The following is a 14,826-nucleotide window of genomic DNA, read 5'->3' on the forward strand; positions in this document are numbered from 1 at the left end:
GTTCACTCCGTGGTGGGTTGATGGAGTGAATACTGCGCTTGTCATTACGACTTGATTAGAGGGTAATAGCTTGAATCATCTTCAAGCATTAATAGCAGGTGCCCGGAATGGAAACCCTCGCCAACCTCGAATCTTTCGTGCGCAGCGCCGAAACCGGCAGCTTCTCCGCCGCCGCGCGGCTGCTGGCACTGACACCCGCCGCCGTCAGCCGCAACGTGGCGATGCTCGAACGCAACATCGGTGTGCGGCTATTCCAGCGATCGACCCGCAAGTTGTCGCTGACCGAAGCCGGGGAGCGTTTTCTGGCAAGTATCAGCGGTAATCTGCAAGCGTTGCAGGCAGCGATCAGTTCGGTGTCCAGTGATCGCGGGGAGCCGGCGGGCGTGCTCAAAGTCAGCCTGGCGCCAACGTTCGGCATTGGTCATGTATTGCCGTTGTTGCCGGCATTTCTGGCGCGCTACCCGCTGATTCGTCCCGAATGGCATTTCGAAAATCGCCAGGTGGACCTGATCGCCGAAGGTTATGACGCAGCCATCGGTGGTGGTTTCGAACTGACGCCCGGAGTCGTCTCGCGGACGTTGGCGGCGGCGCATGTGGTGGCAGTGGCTTCCCCGGCCTACATGGCCGGGCGCACGCCGCCCGACAACCCGGCGGACCTGGCTCGTTACAACGGGATTGTGATGCGTGGCGTGCGCACCGGGCGACTGCGTCACTGGGTCATGCGCGATGGCGCGGGCAATGAAGCAAGTGCCGAGCTGAGTGACAACATCGTGCTCAATGACCCGGCCGCCATGCGCGAAGCGGCCCTGCTCGGCCTCGGAGTGACGCTGCTGGTGTTGCCCGATGTCGCCGCCAATATTCAGCGTGGCGAACTGGTGCGCTTGCTGCCAGGCTGGCATGCCGACGCGGGGCCGATCTCGTTGTATTACCCAAGCCGCAGTTTGATGCCGGCCAAGACCCGGGTGTTTATCGATTATCTGGTCGAGGCGTTTGGGCGGGGATGAAGATCAAAAGATCGCAGCCTTCGGCAGCGACGCCGAAGTCCGACAAACTGCTGCTGCGCATGCTGGCCGGCGCCCTGCTCACATTGGCTGTGACGTTGCTGGCCAGCACCGTCGGCGAACGCTGGAGCGGGTTGCTCGCGGTATTCCCGGTGCTGGGCAGTGTGATGGCGGTGTTTTCCCAGCACACCGCAGGCATTACGGCATGATGCGTCCCGTCCTTTCCCCATGAAGAGGCCGTTTTTCTTGAACGATTGCGAGGGTGGCACAGAGTTCGGTGACTCAGGCATGATGCGAACTTCAGCCAACGGAGAGGCGTATTGAGCAGCAACGATAGCCCATCGGTTTCACTGGCCCTGCGTTCGTATTCGGGTCAGGTCGAGCTCGGGCGACGCGGTGTGGCAGGATTTCGCAGCTGGAACCAGCCCTGGTCGGTGTGGGCGGTCGGTTTTCTCGGGATCTTCGCCTACCACGCGCTGTATTTTTTCGCCCTCAAAGCCGCTCCAGCCGCCGAGGCCAGCCTGATCGCCTACTTGTGGCCGCTGCTGATTGTGCTGCTCTCGGCCTTCACCGCCGGTGAACAGCTACGCAAACGCCAACTGCTCGGTGCGCTGCTGGGGCTGGCCGGGACCGCATTCATCATGCAGCAGCGTGCTTCGGCGGAAGTCGCCGACATGCCGGTGGCCGGCTACCTGGCCGCATTCGCCTGCGCGTTGGTCTGGTCGTCCTACTCGGTCATCAACCGGTGCTTCAACGAAGTGCCAAGCAGCATCATCGGCGGCATCTGCGGCCTGGTCGCGGTGGCAGGTCTGGTCTGTCATCTGACGTTTGAGACCTCGGTCACCCCCGACTCCGGCCAATGGGCGGCCATCGTCGGCCTCGGCCTGGGGCCAGTGGGGCTGGCGTTTTTTGCCTGGGATCATGCGACCAAACACGGCAGCCTGTCGATGCTCGGCGCACTGTCGTACCTCGCGCCACTGATCTCGACCCTGCTGTTGGTGGCCATCGGGCAAAGCCATGCCAGCCCGTTCCTGATTATTCCCGCCCTGCTGATTATCGTCGGCGCCGTTATCGCAACCTCACGAACAGGTCAGCCCAAAGCCTGACATCAATGTTGTAAAGGAGCTGTGGAGATGGACCTGATTGCCTCTGAAGGAACAAAGCAATACGTAGTCCGCCACTACGACAACGGCGGGTCTCATGAAAAAGCCACCATGGCCACGGAGAAGTGGAGCGCCGAAGACATCGAAAAAGCCCGCATGGAACTGCTGGTGCGCGCCAACGGTGCCGATCGGGTCAGGAAGATGGTGCGGCGTGGGACGTGGCCGGTGGATGCTTGAGAGAGCGCTTGCCCCCTCGCCACAACCAACTCATTCGCCAGTACTGCGTAACCAGTCAGCACATTCGCGCTGGAGTGCTTCCTGACCTCCATGGGATGATCGCCGTCAAAGCGCGGATCATCCACTGGAGAGTTTGAATGTCATTGTTGAGTAAAAAAACCGTTGTTCTGCTGCTGATGGCGGCTACCAGCCTGGGTGCCTTGAATGCGCAGGCGGCCAAGGCCACTGCCGGCGACAAAGCGCCGGCCCAGAAGGTCTCGATGCTCGGCGGCAAGTTCACCTTCACCCTGCCCAAGGGTTTCATCGCCAACTCGCTACCCGCCGGCGATGCGGCCACCGGCACTGCTGGGGCGACGGGTACGATGTACACCAACCAGACCACCAAAACCGTGGTGATCGCCGCGGAAAACACCATCCCCGGCGGCGTTAACGTCAAGGACAACGACGGTGAATTCCTCGACAACACCGTGTCCGCGTTCGCCACCGAGCAACGCAACGCCTTGCCGGATTTCAACAAAACCAGCGAAAAAAGCCTGACTCAGAAAGGCACGGGCCTGGGCCTTCGGCAGATCGACAGCACCGCCACCCAGGGCGGTGGCATGACGCTGGACAGCACGTTGATGGCCGCTTCCGGAACGCGCATGGCCATCGTTCAGATCATTTCGCGCCCCAACGACAAAACCGGCCACGAAACGCTGGTGAAACAAATCGTCAGCGGCAAATAAACCCGACCGATTCAGGGATTTTTGCGCTGCAACCAAGCACTCAAATCCTGCATCTCGGGGGCGCTGATGCTGTGACCGACACCCGGATAAGCATGAAACTCGGGTTTGAGTGACAGGCGCTGCAACAGGCTGTCGGCCTCAGTACCGTCGTTGTAGGGCAGGAGTGTGTCGGCGGTGCCATGACCAATGAAAATCGCCAGTTGCTGGCGTTTTTCATCCGGTTTGAGTTCGGACTTGAGCACCGGCAGAATTCGCCCGCTCAGTGCCGCAATTCCACCCACCGCGTCGGGATGACGCAATGCGACCTCGTAGGACATCATCGCGCCTTGGCTGAAACCCACCAGGAATACCTTGTCCGCATCGGTGTGATATTTCTTCGCCGCTTGTGCGACAAAATCCCGCAGCATTTGGCCGCTGGCCTTCAGGTCGTCCGTCTCACCGTTATAGGCGCCCTCGCCCTTCTGGCGAAACCACTGGTAACTGCCCTCTTCCATCGTCATCGGTGCCCGCACCGACAGGTAGTTGTACTGCGGCGGCAATTGATCCTTGAGGTCGAACAGGTCCTGTTCGTTACTGCCGTAACCGTGCAGGAAAATCACCAGAGGCTGGTTGCGGGATTCAGCGTGGGCCTGCTCCAGGTACTTGAGCGGCAGATCGGTGTGCAGCGGGGTTTGAGCGTGGACGGCGGTGGACGCCAGGAGCGTGAGCAGAGCAAGTAACTTCAACATAAACCTTCCTTCACAGCGCGCAGGATTCGGGGCAAAGCCTAACACTGTGAAGCATGCTGGGGCATTTCAGGTGTTGCTGAAGCCGCCATCGCGAGCAGGCTCGCTCACACAGGTTTCTCATCTCAATAGTGCGAGCATAAAAAAAGTGGCCATCGCGTCAACAGTGGCCACTTTTTTCTACCGCCTATTAATGGCCGTAAACATCAAAATTGAAATACTTGTCCTGCACTTGCTTGTACTTGCCGTTGGCGCGGATTTCAGTGATGGCGGTGTTGAATTTGTCCGCCAGCTCTTTATCACCCTTGCGCACAGCGATGCCGGCACCGCCGCCAAAGTACTTGGCGTCTTCATAGGTCGGGCCAACGAAAGCAAAGCCTTTGCCGGCGTCGGTTTTCAGGAAACCTTCGTCCAGGTTGACCGAGTCGGCCAGCATCGCGTCGAGGCGACCGGCGACCATGTCCAGGTTGGCTTCCTGCTGGGAACCATAACGCACCAGGTTGATGCCGGCGGGTACCAGCACTTCTGTGGCGAAGCGGTCGTGGGTGCTGGCGCGCAACACACCGACTTTCTTGCCTTTGAGCTCGGTCAGCGGATCCTTGACGTCGGTGCCTTCCTTCATCACGAAGCGCGCCGGGGTGTGGTAGTACTTGATGGTGAAATCGACGTTTTTCTTGCGATCGTCGGTGATGGTCATGGACGACAGGATTGCGTCGATTTTCTTGACCTTCAGGGCTGGGATCAGGCCATCGAATTCTTGCTCGACCCAGGTGCACTTCACCTTCATCTGCTCACACAACGCATCGCCGATGTCCACGTCGAAACCGGTGAGTTTGCCGTCCGGGGTTTTCATCGAGAACGGCGGGTAGCCGGCTTCGATACCGAGGCGGATCGGCTTGGCGTCATCGGCCACGGCGGTCAGGGACAACATCGACAGTGCCAGGGCACCGAACATCACTCGCTTCTTCATTTATAACTCCTGTGTATGGAGGTTTTTTATTGGCAGCTTTCGATTGGCAACTTTCGGTAGATGAAAATCGAAGTGGCGGGCAGTCTAGAGTGGCTTCAGAAGGGCAAATTGTGTTTAGGCGACAAATACTTATAGAAAAACAGCCGAGGGTTTCAAGGTACTTGAAGCGTGCGCCACGGTGGTGCATGGGCTGTAGGACAATCCTTTGTTTCAGACAAGACCTGGGGCGGGCCTTATGAATCCAATGCCGGGCCGACGTGGCCGGAAGCGGAGCCGAAATTGGAATTGGATGGATTTTTGTGGCGAGGGGGCTTGCCTCCGTTCGGCTGCGAAGCAGTCGTAAACCGGTTAATGCGGTGTATCCGACAAAATCAGGTGGCAGGGTTTGGGGCCGCTTCGCGACCCAACGGGGCGATGCGGCGTTCCGACAAGCCCCCCGCCACAGTTGATCACCTGTGTCTGAATGTCAGCATTCGCAACCAATGACCGCCGTTGCGGTGCGTGCAACCGAAACACTCAATGCAAACCCTTCATCCAGCCACCCCGTTACCCCGCCGATCATTTCCTTGACCGGGTAACCCAGTGCCGCCAGTTTCACCGCGGCTTTGTTGGCGCCGTTGCAGTGGGGCCCTGCGCAATAGACCACGAACAGCGTGGATGTCGAATAAGCCGCCAGGACGTCAGCCGTGATCAGCCGCCCGGGGATGTTGATCGCGCCTGGCACATGTCCGCGTTCGAACGCCAACGGTCCACGCACGTCGACCAGGACAAAATCCACCTCGCCGGCCTGTTGGCTGCCGTAGACGTCGGAACAATCGGTCTCGAAGGTCAGGCGGTTACTGAAGTGCATCAGGGCGATGGCGGAGGGGGCGGCGGGAATTTCGCGAACCAGGCTGCGCATGGGCTGTACTCCAAAGTCTTGATGGGTGTGGGAAGACTTTATCTGCCCCGCGCTTGCCGCTACAGTGGCGCACAAGACACTCACCGGGAATTTTCCGCCAAATGCAACCCACCCCTGGATTGGTCGCGATTCTGGCCTATGACGGCCTCTGCACTTTCGAATTCGGTATTGCCGTGGAGATCTTCGGCTTGGCGCGACCGGAGTTCGATTTCCCCTGGTATGAGCATCGAATTGTTGCCGTCGACCAGGGGCCGATGCGGGCCATGGGCGGCATTCAGGTGCTGGCCGACGGCGGGATGGAACTGCTGGAACAGGCGCGAACTATCATCATCCCCGGCTGGCGCGATCGCAGCGCAGCGGTGCCTGAACCTTTGCTCTCCGCCCTGCGCCAGGCCCATGCCCGGGGCGCCCGATTGCTGTCGATCTGTTCGGGAGTATTCGTGCTGGCGGCCACCGGTTTGCTGGACGGCCACGGCGCCACGACACATTGGCGCTATGCCAGGGAACTGGCCGAGCGTTATCCGGACATTCAGGTGGACCCGGACGTGCTCTATGTGGATTCAGGCCAATTGATCACCTCGGCTGGCAGTGCCGCGGGCATCGATGCCTGCCTGCACCTGGTCGCGCGGGATTTTGGCACGCAGGTGGCCAACTCAGTGGCGCGACGCCTGGTGATGTCGCCGCAACGCACCGGCGGTCAGGCGCAGTTCATTCCATCACCGGTCAGCCCGACGCCGCGCAGCGATCTGTCGCGAGTCATGCAATGGGCGCGGGAACGTCTGCACCAACCGCTGGAAGTTCGCGACCTGGCCAGCGAAGCGGCCATGAGTGAACGCACATTCCTGCGGCGGTTCACCGAAGCCAGCGGCCTGTCGCCCAAGACCTGGTTGCAACATGAGCGCCTGGCCCGTGCCCGCGAGTTGCTGGAGAGCACCCGCCAGAACACCGAGCAGATTGCCCAGCACTGCGGTTATCGTTCGGTGGAGAGTTTCCGGGTGGCGTTTCGCAGCGTGGTCGGCGTGCCGCCGTCGGTGTATCGGGAGCGGTTTGGGCGTGAGGTAAAGGCGATTTGTTGAGGTGTTATTCAGGGCCTCTTCGCGGGCAAGCCTCGCTCCTACAGGAGTCTTGCCACAGATCCACTGTAGGAGCGAGGCTTGCCCGCGAAGGCGTCACCCCAGACACCCCTTATCTCAAGGCTTGCGCAACAGATACGTATCCATAATCCACCCCTGTGCCAGGCGCGCCGCCTTGCGCACTCGCTCGATCTCATCCGCGACATCCTTGAGCTTGCCACTGATCAAAATCTCATCCGGCGTCCCCAGGTAAGCCCCCCAGTAAATCTCCGTCTCCTGATCGGCCACCTGATGGTAGGCATCTTGCGCATCCAGCATCACCACCAGGCTATCGGCGTCACTCACCTGCCCCGCCGCCAATCGCCGGCCGGTGGTGATTTCAATCGAGCGACCGATGCGGTTCAGCGGCACTTTATGTTGCGCCGCCAACGCTTGCACGCTGGTGATACCGGGGATGACTTCGAACTCGAACACACACCGGCCCGACGCCAGAATCGCCTGCAGAATCCGTATGGTGCTGTCGTACAACGCAGGATCGCCCCACACCAGAAAACCAGCGCATTGGTCGTCGGTCATTTCCTCGTTGATCAGCCGCTCGAAGGTCTGCTGCTTGGCGCGGTTCAGGTCTTCGACGCTGGCCTTGTAGTCCACATCCCCGCGCTCCCGCTCAGGGCTGTGAGCTTCAACGAAGCGGTAATCGCGATCGGTGATGTAGCGCTCACAGAGCTCGCGGCGCAGCTCGATCAGTTGGTCCTTGCTTGAACCCTTGTCCATGAGGAAAAACACATCGACGCGGTTCAGCGCCTTCACCGCCTGCATGGTGATGTAGTCGGGATGGCCGGCGCCGACACCAATGACCAGAAGTTTTTTCATCAGCATGTTCCCTCAGGTTGCGTACCCATCAAACGTAACCGCCAGCGACCGTTGAACCGCAACTCGATGGCCGACAACGGCTCGACGTCGATCTGGTTGAACGCCGCGCCCTGCACCACTTGCATCAGGGCGGCGCGAATGACAAAAGGATGGGTGATGGCAACGACATGCCCCGGCGTCGCTTCAAGGCTATTCAACCACGCAGCCACCCGCTCACCGAGTTGCGCCACCGATTCTCCACCGTGGGGTGCCGAGGTCGGGTCACTGAGCCAGACCTGGAGTGCCTCCGGTTCAGTTGTTTGCAGGTCGTCGATTGACAGGCCTTTCCAGCGTCCGAAATCGCACTCCGCCAGTGCCGCAACCATTGCCACATCGTGGCCAAACAGTTCAGCGGTTTGTCGGGTCCGCAGTTCTGGGCCACAGAGTAAACGGAGGGGGCCCTTGAACTGGTGGCAACGCGAACCCTGCGCCGAATGCCAATCCATTTCCAACGGCTCATTCGTAGGAAAACGCGCCAATTTTTGTGCGACGGTTCGAGCGTGGCACATCAGGGTCAAGCGGGTCGCCTGCACGGAAGATCACTCTGTCGATAGGATGGAAAACGGCACGACGCCGCGAATAATCGCGTCATTGTGCCCCAAGAAGCACACTCTGAACGCATTCCTCGTAGCAGCTGCCGAACTCGCGCGGCTGCGTTCGGCCCTGTAGGAGCTGTCGAGCCTGCGAGGCTGCGATCGGCTGCGCAGCAGTCGTGAATCCGGCTGACGCGTTCTGCCTGACACACACCGCGAGTTCTGGTTTTACGACTGCTGCGCAGCCGATCGCAGCCTCGCAGGCTCGACAGCTCCTACAGTCTCCAATTTCCCAAAAAAATGGCGATATCTCACACATCCATGAGCGATGTCCTACAAACTCAGTCGACATCCGCGTAGCCCCCGGCGCACGGGGGTTCGCCCGATTCCTGGGATTGGAAAATCCTCGCGAAAATTCACTAGACATGTAGCACACGCTACATAAATACTGTTTTAGCAATTTCTGAAACGAAACCGACACACTCATCCAGCAGGAGCCCGGATGCCCCCTCTCAGAGACCTGATCACCGATCCCTGCCTGGAACTTACGCCATCGGAACGCAAAGTCGTACGTGCTTTGCTGGATCAGTACCCGCGCAACGGACTGGGTCCGATGTCACGTCTGGCCGAACATGCCGGTGTCAGCGACCCGACCATCGTGCGGCTGGTGAAGAAGCTTGGCTTCAGCGGTTACGCCGACTTTCAGGACGCCTTGCTCCGCGACATGGATGACCGCCTGCGCTCCCCCAGTACCCTGTTGCAACCCCGCGCCCATCTCAATAAAGATGACCCTTGGGGCCATTATCTGGCGAACACCCATCGGGCATTGGTCGAGACCCAGGCGCTGACCCAACCCGAAGATGTACGAATTCTCATCGAATGGCTGCTCGACACCCGCCATCAGATCCATTGCTTTGGCGGCCGCTTCAGCAGCTTCCTCGCCCACTATTTGCTCAACCACCTGCGTCTGTTGCGGCCCGGCTGTTTTGCCCTGGAAGACAACGCGCAATTGCCGGACCGGCTGTTCGACGTGCAGCGTCAGGACATGGTGCTGGTGTTCGATTACCGCCGCTACCAGGCCCAGGCCCTGCGGGTTGCCAATGCGGCAAAGAGTCGACATGCGCGGGTCGTGCTATTCACCGATATCTATGCATCACCGCTGCGAGAAATGGCCGACCTGATCATCAGTGCACCGGTGGAATCGACGTCGGCCTTCGACTCGATGGTTCCGGCGCTGGCCCAGGTTGAAGCACTGGTGGCCTGCCTGTCCCTGCGCAGCCCCGATCTGGCCGATCGCCTGGAAGGCATCGATGCCCTGCGGACCGACTTCGACACTCACCTGCTGGAGGATAAATAAGGATGTTCACGCTCCCCCACCACTCGCCCCGGGATTTGCCCTTTGCCGCTGACCACACCGCGCTATTGCTGGTGGACATGCAGCGTGCCTGGCTCGAGCCGCAGTTCGACCCGCATCTCAATCAGCCGGAAGCCGACTATTTTCTGACCCGAGCCCGTGTGCAAGTGGTGCCCAATCAACGCCGGTTGCTCAGTGCTTTTCGCAATGCGCGACAAAACGTGCTGCATACGCTCATCGAAAGCCTCACCGCCGATGGTCGCGACCGTTCGCTGGACCACAAGCTCTCGGACATGCACCTGCCCAAGGGCAGCCCGCAAGCGCGAATCATCGATGATCTGACGCCGATCGAAAACGAAATCGTGCTGCCCAAGACTTCTTCCGGGGTCTTCAACTCCACCAACATCGACTATGTGCTGCGCAACCTGGGAACCCGACACCTGATCATCGCCGGCATCGTCACCGACCAATGCGTCGACATGGCCGTGCGCGATGCCGCCGACCGTGGTTACTTGGTGACGCTGGTCGAAGATGCCTGCGCTACCTACACCGAACAACGGCATCACGCCTGCCTGAACGCCATCAAAGGCTACTGCTGGATCACCGACACCCAGACCGTGCTCGGTCGTTTGCAGGAGATGCAGCCATGAGCGAACGCCTGTCGCCATTACCCATGACCACCATCGTCACCACCGACCTGATCGGCGTGACCCGCGGCCGTTCCTTTCCCACGGACGAACTCGAGGCCTATCAAGTGGCGGGCTGCGGCTGGGTGCCGGCCAACAGCGCCCTGACCCCGCAAGACATCATTGCCTCCAGCAATCCATGGGGCGCTTATGGCGACTTGCGGCTGATCCCCGACATGAGCAGCCGCGTGACCGTGAACAACGGCCCGGATGCCAATGCCCCGGCGCTGGACTTCATTCACGGCGACATTCGCGAAACCGATGGCCGCCTGTGGGGCGCCTGCCCGCGCACACTGCTGCGCAACGAGGTAGAGCGTTATCGCGGCGAATTGGGATTGCAGATCAACGCCGCGTTCGAACATGAATTCAACCTCGGCAGCGGCGCGGCTGAGCCTTTGGCGTTCTCTCTTGAGGCTCAGCGCCAGGGCGCCGAGTTCGGCGGCTGGTTGCTCAGTGCACTGCGTGCCGGCGGTGTGGAACCGGAGATGTTCCTGCCGGAATATGGCAAGCACCAATATGAAATCACCTGCCGCCCCGCCCTCGGCGTCGCCGCCGCCGACCGCGCGGTGAACGTGCGTGAGATCACCCGTGAAATCGCCCGGCAAATGGGCCTGGACCTGAGCTTCGCGCCCAAGACCTCTGCCCGGGCGGTGTGCAATGGCGTGCACTTGCACGTGAGCTTGCAGGATCTGGCCGGCCACCCGGTGATGTACGACGCCGACACCCGCAACGGTCTGTCGACCCTCGGCCAGCATTGGGCCGCCGGCGTTCTGCATTATTTGCCGGCGCTCTGCGCCTTTACCGCGCCGACACCGGTTTCCTACGAACGCTTGCAGCCCCATCACTGGAGCGCTTCCTACGCCTGCCTCGGCCAACGCAACCGCGAAGCGGCGCTGCGAATTTGCCCGACCGTGAGCCTGGGCGGCAAACCCGTGGCGGCGCAGTACAACCTGGAATTTCGCGCCATGGACGCCACCGCCTCGCCGCATCTGGCCATGGCCGTGTTGCTGATCGCCGGGCGTCTGGGCATCGAGCAGCGCCTGGCCCTGAATGCGATCACCGATGAAGTCCCCGATTCGCTGAACGAAGAGCAACGCCAGGCTCGCGGCATCGTCGCCCTGCCCGCGTCCCTGGCCCAGGCCCTGGAATGCCTGCGCAACAGCGAGGCGCTGATAGAAGCCCTGCCGAGCGCCTTGCTGGACACCTGGTTCGCCCTTAAAACCGAGGAACTGAAGCTGACGGAACAGCTCTCGTCCGCCGATCTGTGTGAGCACTATGCGCGCCTGTACTGAGTCTGCCGAGCTGGGGCTCTATACCCAGCCTGCGTACACCCTGAGCCGGGAAGCCTCCGAGCATCCGCTGATCCTGGTGTGTGAACACGCCAGTCGTTTTATCCCCGCCGGGTTGAATGACCTGGGCTTGAGCCATGAAGCCGCCCGCGAACACATCGCCTGGGACATCGGCGCCCTGGCGCTGGCCGAGGGCTTGTCCGAAGCACTGGGCGCTACCCTGTTGGCGGCCAACTATTCACGGCTGTTGATTGACCTCAATCGCCCGCGCCATGCGCCGGACAGCATTCCTGTGCAGAGCGAGATTTATCAGGTGCCGGGCAATCGGGTTCTGGACGAGGCCACCCGCGAGTATCGCCGGCACTGCCTGTTCACGCCGTTTCATGCACGCCTGCAAACCTTGATCGACGCCCGTGTGGCGCAAGGTCGACCGGTTCGCGTGGTGGGGATTCACAGTTTCACGCCGATATATCACGGCCAGCCACGCGTGCTGGAAGTCGGCGTGTTGTATGGACAGGCCGAGCAGTACGCCCAGCGAGTGATCGACGGGTTGCGTCGGCATCCCTTGAAAGTGGCGGGTAATCAGCCGTACAAAGTCGATCCGCTGAGCGACATGACCGTGCCGTTTCACGGCGATGCACGAGGGCTTGAGTCGGTGTTGATCGAGGTGCGCAACGACCTGCTGCGCACACCGGAAAACATCGGCCGCTGGACCGACTACCTGGCGCCGCTGCTGTAGAACAACAGCTTCACACTCGCAGCGTGCCGCTGCTTGCAAATCAAGGAGAAGGGCTTCATGGAAATAGAAGAATTCGGCTACAAGCAAGAGTTGAAACGTAGCCTGTCGCTGACGGACCTGGTGGTGTACGGGATGATCTTCATGATTCCCATCGCCCCGTTCGGCGTCTATGGTTACGTCAACGCCGAAGCCCCGGGGATGGTACCGCTGGCCTACATCATCGGCATGGTGGCGATGCTGTTCACTGCCCTCAGTTACGGCAGCATGGCCCGGGCCTTTCCGGTTGCGGGCTCGGTGTATTCCTACGCACAACGCGGCCTCAACCCGCATGTCGGCTTTATCGCCGGTTGGTTGATGCTGCTCGATTATTTGCTGATTCCGCCGCTGCTCTACGTCTACGCAGCGATGGCGCTGAATCATCTGTACCCGGATATCCCGAAAGTCGGCTTCATCCTGGCCTTTCTGGTCAGCGCGACATTCGTCAACCTGCGGGGCATTACCTTCACCGCACGAATGAACATCGTCTTTCTATTGGCGCAACTGGCGGTGCTGGGAATCTTCCTGTTCTACGCCTGGAATGCCCTGCACAGCGGCGGCGGTAACGGTCAACTGACCCTGGCGCCGCTGTACAACCCCGAGACCTTCAACTTCGCCTTGTTGATGCAAGCGGTGTCGATTGCCGTGCTGTCGTTCCTCGGTTTCGATGCGATTTCCACCCTCGCCGAAGAGATCAAGGGCGACCCGGGCCGTAGCGTCGGCAAGGCTGCGCTGATCACATTGCTGGTCATGGGCGTGATCTTTGTCGTGCAAACCTGGATTGCCACCGATCTGGCCGCCGGCCTGGGCTTCAAGAGCGCCGACACTGCGTTCTATGAAATCGCTGAAATCGCCGCCGGCAGCTGGCTGGCCACCCTGACCGCCGTGGCCACCGCCCTGGCCTGGGGCGTAGCCGTCGCGATCACCTCGCAAGCGGCGGTTTCGCGCCTGCTGTTCGGCATGGCCCGGGACGGCAAACTGCCGAAAGTGCTGGCCAAGGTGCACCCGAAACACAATACCCCGTACATGAGCATCTATCTGGTGGCGGTGCTGTCGTTGGTGATCTGCTACCTGTTCATCAACTCGGTGGACATCCTCACCTCCCTGGTGAACTTCGGCGCCCTGAGCGGTTTCATGTTGCTGCACCTGACCGTCATCAACTATTACTGGCGTCGGCAGCAGTCCGGCCAGGTGATCCGTCACCTGATCTGCCCGGTGATAGGCTTCAGCATCGTCGCGGCCATCATGTACAACATGGGCGTCGACGCACAAAAGCTCGGCCTGATCTGGATTGCCTTGGGGCTGGTGTATCTGTTCTTCCTCAACAAACTGGGTGCCAGCACGGCGCTGCCTGATCCGAGCATCGACCCAAGCAATGGCTGACAAGAAAAAGAGCAGCGTCTGACATTAAATCAGGCGACTGCCGATTTAACGCGTGGAAACCGACAGTGATAGTCAGGTTCGGTGCAAATCGCCGAACCCTTTGATACAGGAGTACATCCATGCTGGTCTTACGCCCAGTGGAGTTAACCGACCTGCCCCAGTTGCAGCAACTGGCGCGCGACAGCCTGGTGGGGGTTACATCCTTGCCGGACGATACCGAACGCCTGCGCGAGAAGATTCTCGACTCCTGCGCTTCGTTCGGCAAAGCCGTTCAGGTGCCAGGCCCGGAGAATTATTTCTTCGTGCTGGAAGATCTCGCGACCGGCCATCTGGTCGGCTGCTCGGAAATCCTCGCCACTGCGGGGTTCAACGAGCCGTTCTACAGTTTGCGCAATCGCCATTTCACCAGCGCCTCACGGGAACTGAACATCGAGCACGGGGTGCCGGCGCTGTCGTTGTGCCACGACCTCAGCGGTCACACCTTGCTGCGGGGTTTTCATATCGACGCGGCATGGGAACGCACGCGGTTTTCCGAATTGTTGTCCCGGGCGCGTTTGCTATTCATTGCTGCCCACAAGACGCGTTTTGCCGAAGCGGTGATCACCGAAATCGTTGGTTACAGCGACGAACAGGGCCAGTCACCGTTCTGGGATGCGCTGGGCAAGCATTTCTTCGACTTGCCGTACGTCGAGGCCGAGCGTCTGTGTGGTTTGCAGAGCCGGACGTTTCTCGCCGAACTGATGCCGCAGTACCCGATCTATGTACCTATGCTGCCGGCGGCGGCACAGGCCTGTATCGGCCGGATTCATCCTGACGGTCAAGAGGCCTTCGACATTCTTGAACGCGAAGGCTTCGAGACCAACAGCTACATCGACCTGTTCGACGCTGGCCCGACGTTGTACGCACGCACCTCGAACATCCGCTCCATTGCCCAGAGCCAGACCGGCACGGTGCATCCTGGCTCGGCCATCGATGCGCGCGGTAGTTCCCCGATGAGCAACTATCTGGTGAGCAACGATTCGTTGAAGGACTACCGCGCCATCGTTGCCGTGCTGGACTATCGCGCCGGGCAACCCGTGGCCTTGAACGCCGAGATGTGCGCGGCCCTGAAGGTGACCGACACCAGTGCTATCCGGTTGATCGCCCTGTGAGCCGCCAC

Annotated in this window: 17 protein-coding genes; 12 read left to right on the forward strand and 5 right to left on the reverse strand. The window is 60.4% G+C overall.

Going from position 1 to position 14,826, the window contains the following annotated elements; translation table 11 throughout:
* The first annotated feature begins 107 nt into the window (after positions 1–107).
* The 5 genes from BZL43_RS27500 (at position 108) to BZL43_RS27520 (ending at position 3,066) form a co-directional block, all read left to right on the forward strand.
* The gene (locus BZL43_RS27500) at positions 108–1,004 is read left to right on the forward strand and encodes a LysR family transcriptional regulator (protein ID WP_095635188.1); all 897 of its coding nucleotides are present in this window, start codon (positions 108–110) and stop codon (positions 1,002–1,004) included.
* Positions 1,001–1,210 (forward strand): hypothetical protein, encoded by a 210-nt coding sequence (locus BZL43_RS27505; protein ID WP_143517905.1) that lies wholly within the window; start codon positions 1,001–1,003, stop codon positions 1,208–1,210. Before BZL43_RS27500 ends, BZL43_RS27505 begins: the two co-directional genes overlap by 4 nt.
* 111 nt (positions 1,211–1,321) lie before the next feature.
* Positions 1,322–2,107, forward strand: a complete 786-nt coding sequence (locus BZL43_RS27510) for a DMT family transporter (protein ID WP_371916231.1) — start codon at positions 1,322–1,324, stop codon at positions 2,105–2,107.
* 27 nt (positions 2,108–2,134) lie between these two features.
* Positions 2,135–2,341: a hypothetical protein gene (locus BZL43_RS27515; RefSeq protein ID WP_256582930.1), complete on the forward strand. Its 207-nt coding sequence runs from the start codon at positions 2,135–2,137 to the stop codon at positions 2,339–2,341.
* Between the two features lie 137 nt (positions 2,342–2,478).
* A complete protein-coding gene (locus BZL43_RS27520; RefSeq protein ID WP_095635189.1) occupies positions 2,479–3,066 on the forward strand; it encodes a hypothetical protein in 588 nt (195 codons plus the stop codon).
* Positions 3,067–3,077: 11 nt separating this feature from the next.
* Here BZL43_RS27520 and BZL43_RS27525 read toward each other — a convergent pair whose 3' ends face one another.
* The 3 genes from BZL43_RS27525 to BZL43_RS27535 all read right to left on the reverse strand — a co-directional run bounded on the left by BZL43_RS27525 (position 3,078) and on the right by BZL43_RS27535 (position 5,662).
* Complete coding sequence (locus BZL43_RS27525; protein ID WP_095635190.1) at positions 3,078–3,794, reverse strand: alpha/beta hydrolase; 717 nt, start codon at positions 3,792–3,794, stop codon at positions 3,078–3,080.
* Between the two features lie 187 nt (positions 3,795–3,981).
* Positions 3,982–4,761: an ABC transporter substrate-binding protein gene (locus BZL43_RS27530; RefSeq protein WP_095635191.1), complete on the reverse strand. Its 780-nt coding sequence runs from the start codon at positions 4,759–4,761 to the stop codon at positions 3,982–3,984.
* Positions 4,762–5,227: 466 nt separating this feature from the next.
* Positions 5,228–5,662: a rhodanese-like domain-containing protein gene (locus BZL43_RS27535; RefSeq protein ID WP_095635192.1), complete on the reverse strand. Its 435-nt coding sequence runs from the start codon at positions 5,660–5,662 to the stop codon at positions 5,228–5,230.
* Positions 5,663–5,763: 101 nt separating this feature from the next.
* Here BZL43_RS27535 and ftrA point away from each other — a divergent pair, with 101 nt between their 5' ends.
* Positions 5,764–6,738, forward strand: a complete 975-nt coding sequence (gene ftrA, locus BZL43_RS27540; RefSeq protein ID WP_095635193.1) for a transcriptional regulator FtrA — start codon at positions 5,764–5,766, stop codon at positions 6,736–6,738.
* A gap of 114 nt (positions 6,739–6,852) precedes the next feature.
* Here the strand turns inward: ftrA and cobF are convergent, their stop codons facing one another.
* Positions 6,853–7,608: a precorrin-6A synthase (deacetylating) gene (gene cobF / locus BZL43_RS27545; RefSeq protein ID WP_095635218.1), complete on the reverse strand. Its 756-nt coding sequence runs from the start codon at positions 7,606–7,608 to the stop codon at positions 6,853–6,855.
* A complete protein-coding gene (locus tag BZL43_RS27550) occupies positions 7,608–8,180 on the reverse strand; it encodes a histidine phosphatase family protein (RefSeq protein ID WP_168185153.1) in 573 nt (190 codons plus the stop codon). The genes cobF and BZL43_RS27550 overlap by 1 nt, the downstream gene beginning before the upstream one ends.
* Before the next feature lie 502 nt (positions 8,181–8,682).
* Between BZL43_RS27550 and BZL43_RS27560 the strand changes: the two genes are divergently transcribed.
* The 6 genes from BZL43_RS27560 to BZL43_RS27585 all read left to right on the forward strand — a co-directional run bounded on the left by BZL43_RS27560 (position 8,683) and on the right by BZL43_RS27585 (position 14,818).
* Positions 8,683–9,537: a MurR/RpiR family transcriptional regulator gene (locus tag BZL43_RS27560; protein WP_095635195.1), complete on the forward strand. Its 855-nt coding sequence runs from the start codon at positions 8,683–8,685 to the stop codon at positions 9,535–9,537.
* 2 nt (positions 9,538–9,539) lie between these two features.
* Positions 9,540–10,184, forward strand: a complete 645-nt coding sequence (locus tag BZL43_RS27565) for an isochorismatase family cysteine hydrolase (protein ID WP_095635196.1) — start codon at positions 9,540–9,542, stop codon at positions 10,182–10,184.
* On the forward strand, positions 10,181–11,512 hold the full coding sequence (locus BZL43_RS27570) for a glutamine synthetase family protein (protein ID WP_095635197.1): 1,332 nt from the start codon (positions 10,181–10,183) through the stop codon (positions 11,510–11,512). Before BZL43_RS27565 ends, BZL43_RS27570 begins: the two co-directional genes overlap by 4 nt.
* Entirely contained in the window at positions 11,496–12,248 is a 753-nt protein-coding gene (locus BZL43_RS27575; protein WP_095635198.1) for an N-formylglutamate amidohydrolase, read from the forward strand. Before BZL43_RS27570 ends, BZL43_RS27575 begins: the two co-directional genes overlap by 17 nt.
* Positions 12,249–12,305: 57 nt before the next feature.
* The gene (locus BZL43_RS27580) at positions 12,306–13,667 is read left to right on the forward strand and encodes an APC family permease (RefSeq protein ID WP_095635199.1); all 1,362 of its coding nucleotides are present in this window, start codon (positions 12,306–12,308) and stop codon (positions 13,665–13,667) included.
* Between the two features lie 119 nt (positions 13,668–13,786).
* Positions 13,787–14,818 (forward strand): arginine N-succinyltransferase, encoded by a 1,032-nt coding sequence (locus tag BZL43_RS27585; protein ID WP_095635200.1) that lies wholly within the window; start codon positions 13,787–13,789, stop codon positions 14,816–14,818.
* Positions 14,819–14,826 lie beyond the last annotated feature (8 nt).

Source organism: Pseudomonas sp. PICF141, assembly GCF_002286815.1.
GTDB lineage: Bacteria > Pseudomonadota > Gammaproteobacteria > Pseudomonadales > Pseudomonadaceae > Aquipseudomonas.

What these genes read in the sequence shown, in the direction of transcription:
- BZL43_RS27500 (WP_095635188.1), top strand. Translation starts at nt 108, where the DNA reads ATGGAAACCCTCGCCAACCTCGAATCTTTCGTGCGCAGCGCCGAAACC.
- BZL43_RS27505 (WP_143517905.1), top strand. Translation starts at nt 1,001, where the DNA reads ATGAAGATCAAAAGATCGCAGCCTTCGGCAGCGACGCCGAAGTCCGAC.
- BZL43_RS27515 (WP_256582930.1), top strand. Translation starts at nt 2,135, where the DNA reads ATGGACCTGATTGCCTCTGAAGGAACAAAGCAATACGTAGTCCGCCAC.
- BZL43_RS27520 (WP_095635189.1), top strand. Translation starts at nt 2,479, where the DNA reads ATGTCATTGTTGAGTAAAAAAACCGTTGTTCTGCTGCTGATGGCGGCT.
- BZL43_RS27525 (WP_095635190.1), bottom strand. Translation starts at nt 3,794, where the DNA reads ATGTTGAAGTTACTTGCTCTGCTCACGCTCCTGGCGTCCACCGCCGTC.
- BZL43_RS27530 (WP_095635191.1), bottom strand. Translation starts at nt 4,761, where the DNA reads ATGAAGAAGCGAGTGATGTTCGGTGCCCTGGCACTGTCGATGTTGTCC.
- BZL43_RS27535 (WP_095635192.1), bottom strand. Translation starts at nt 5,662, where the DNA reads ATGCGCAGCCTGGTTCGCGAAATTCCCGCCGCCCCCTCCGCCATCGCC.
- ftrA (WP_095635193.1), top strand. Translation starts at nt 5,764, where the DNA reads ATGCAACCCACCCCTGGATTGGTCGCGATTCTGGCCTATGACGGCCTC.
- cobF (WP_095635218.1), bottom strand. Translation starts at nt 7,608, where the DNA reads ATGAAAAAACTTCTGGTCATTGGTGTCGGCGCCGGCCATCCCGACTAC.
- BZL43_RS27560 (WP_095635195.1), top strand. Translation starts at nt 8,683, where the DNA reads ATGCCCCCTCTCAGAGACCTGATCACCGATCCCTGCCTGGAACTTACG.
- BZL43_RS27565 (WP_095635196.1), top strand. Translation starts at nt 9,540, where the DNA reads ATGTTCACGCTCCCCCACCACTCGCCCCGGGATTTGCCCTTTGCCGCT.
- BZL43_RS27570 (WP_095635197.1), top strand. Translation starts at nt 10,181, where the DNA reads ATGAGCGAACGCCTGTCGCCATTACCCATGACCACCATCGTCACCACC.
- BZL43_RS27575 (WP_095635198.1), top strand. Translation starts at nt 11,496, where the DNA reads ATGCGCGCCTGTACTGAGTCTGCCGAGCTGGGGCTCTATACCCAGCCT.
- BZL43_RS27580 (WP_095635199.1), top strand. Translation starts at nt 12,306, where the DNA reads ATGGAAATAGAAGAATTCGGCTACAAGCAAGAGTTGAAACGTAGCCTG.
- BZL43_RS27585 (WP_095635200.1), top strand. Translation starts at nt 13,787, where the DNA reads ATGCTGGTCTTACGCCCAGTGGAGTTAACCGACCTGCCCCAGTTGCAG.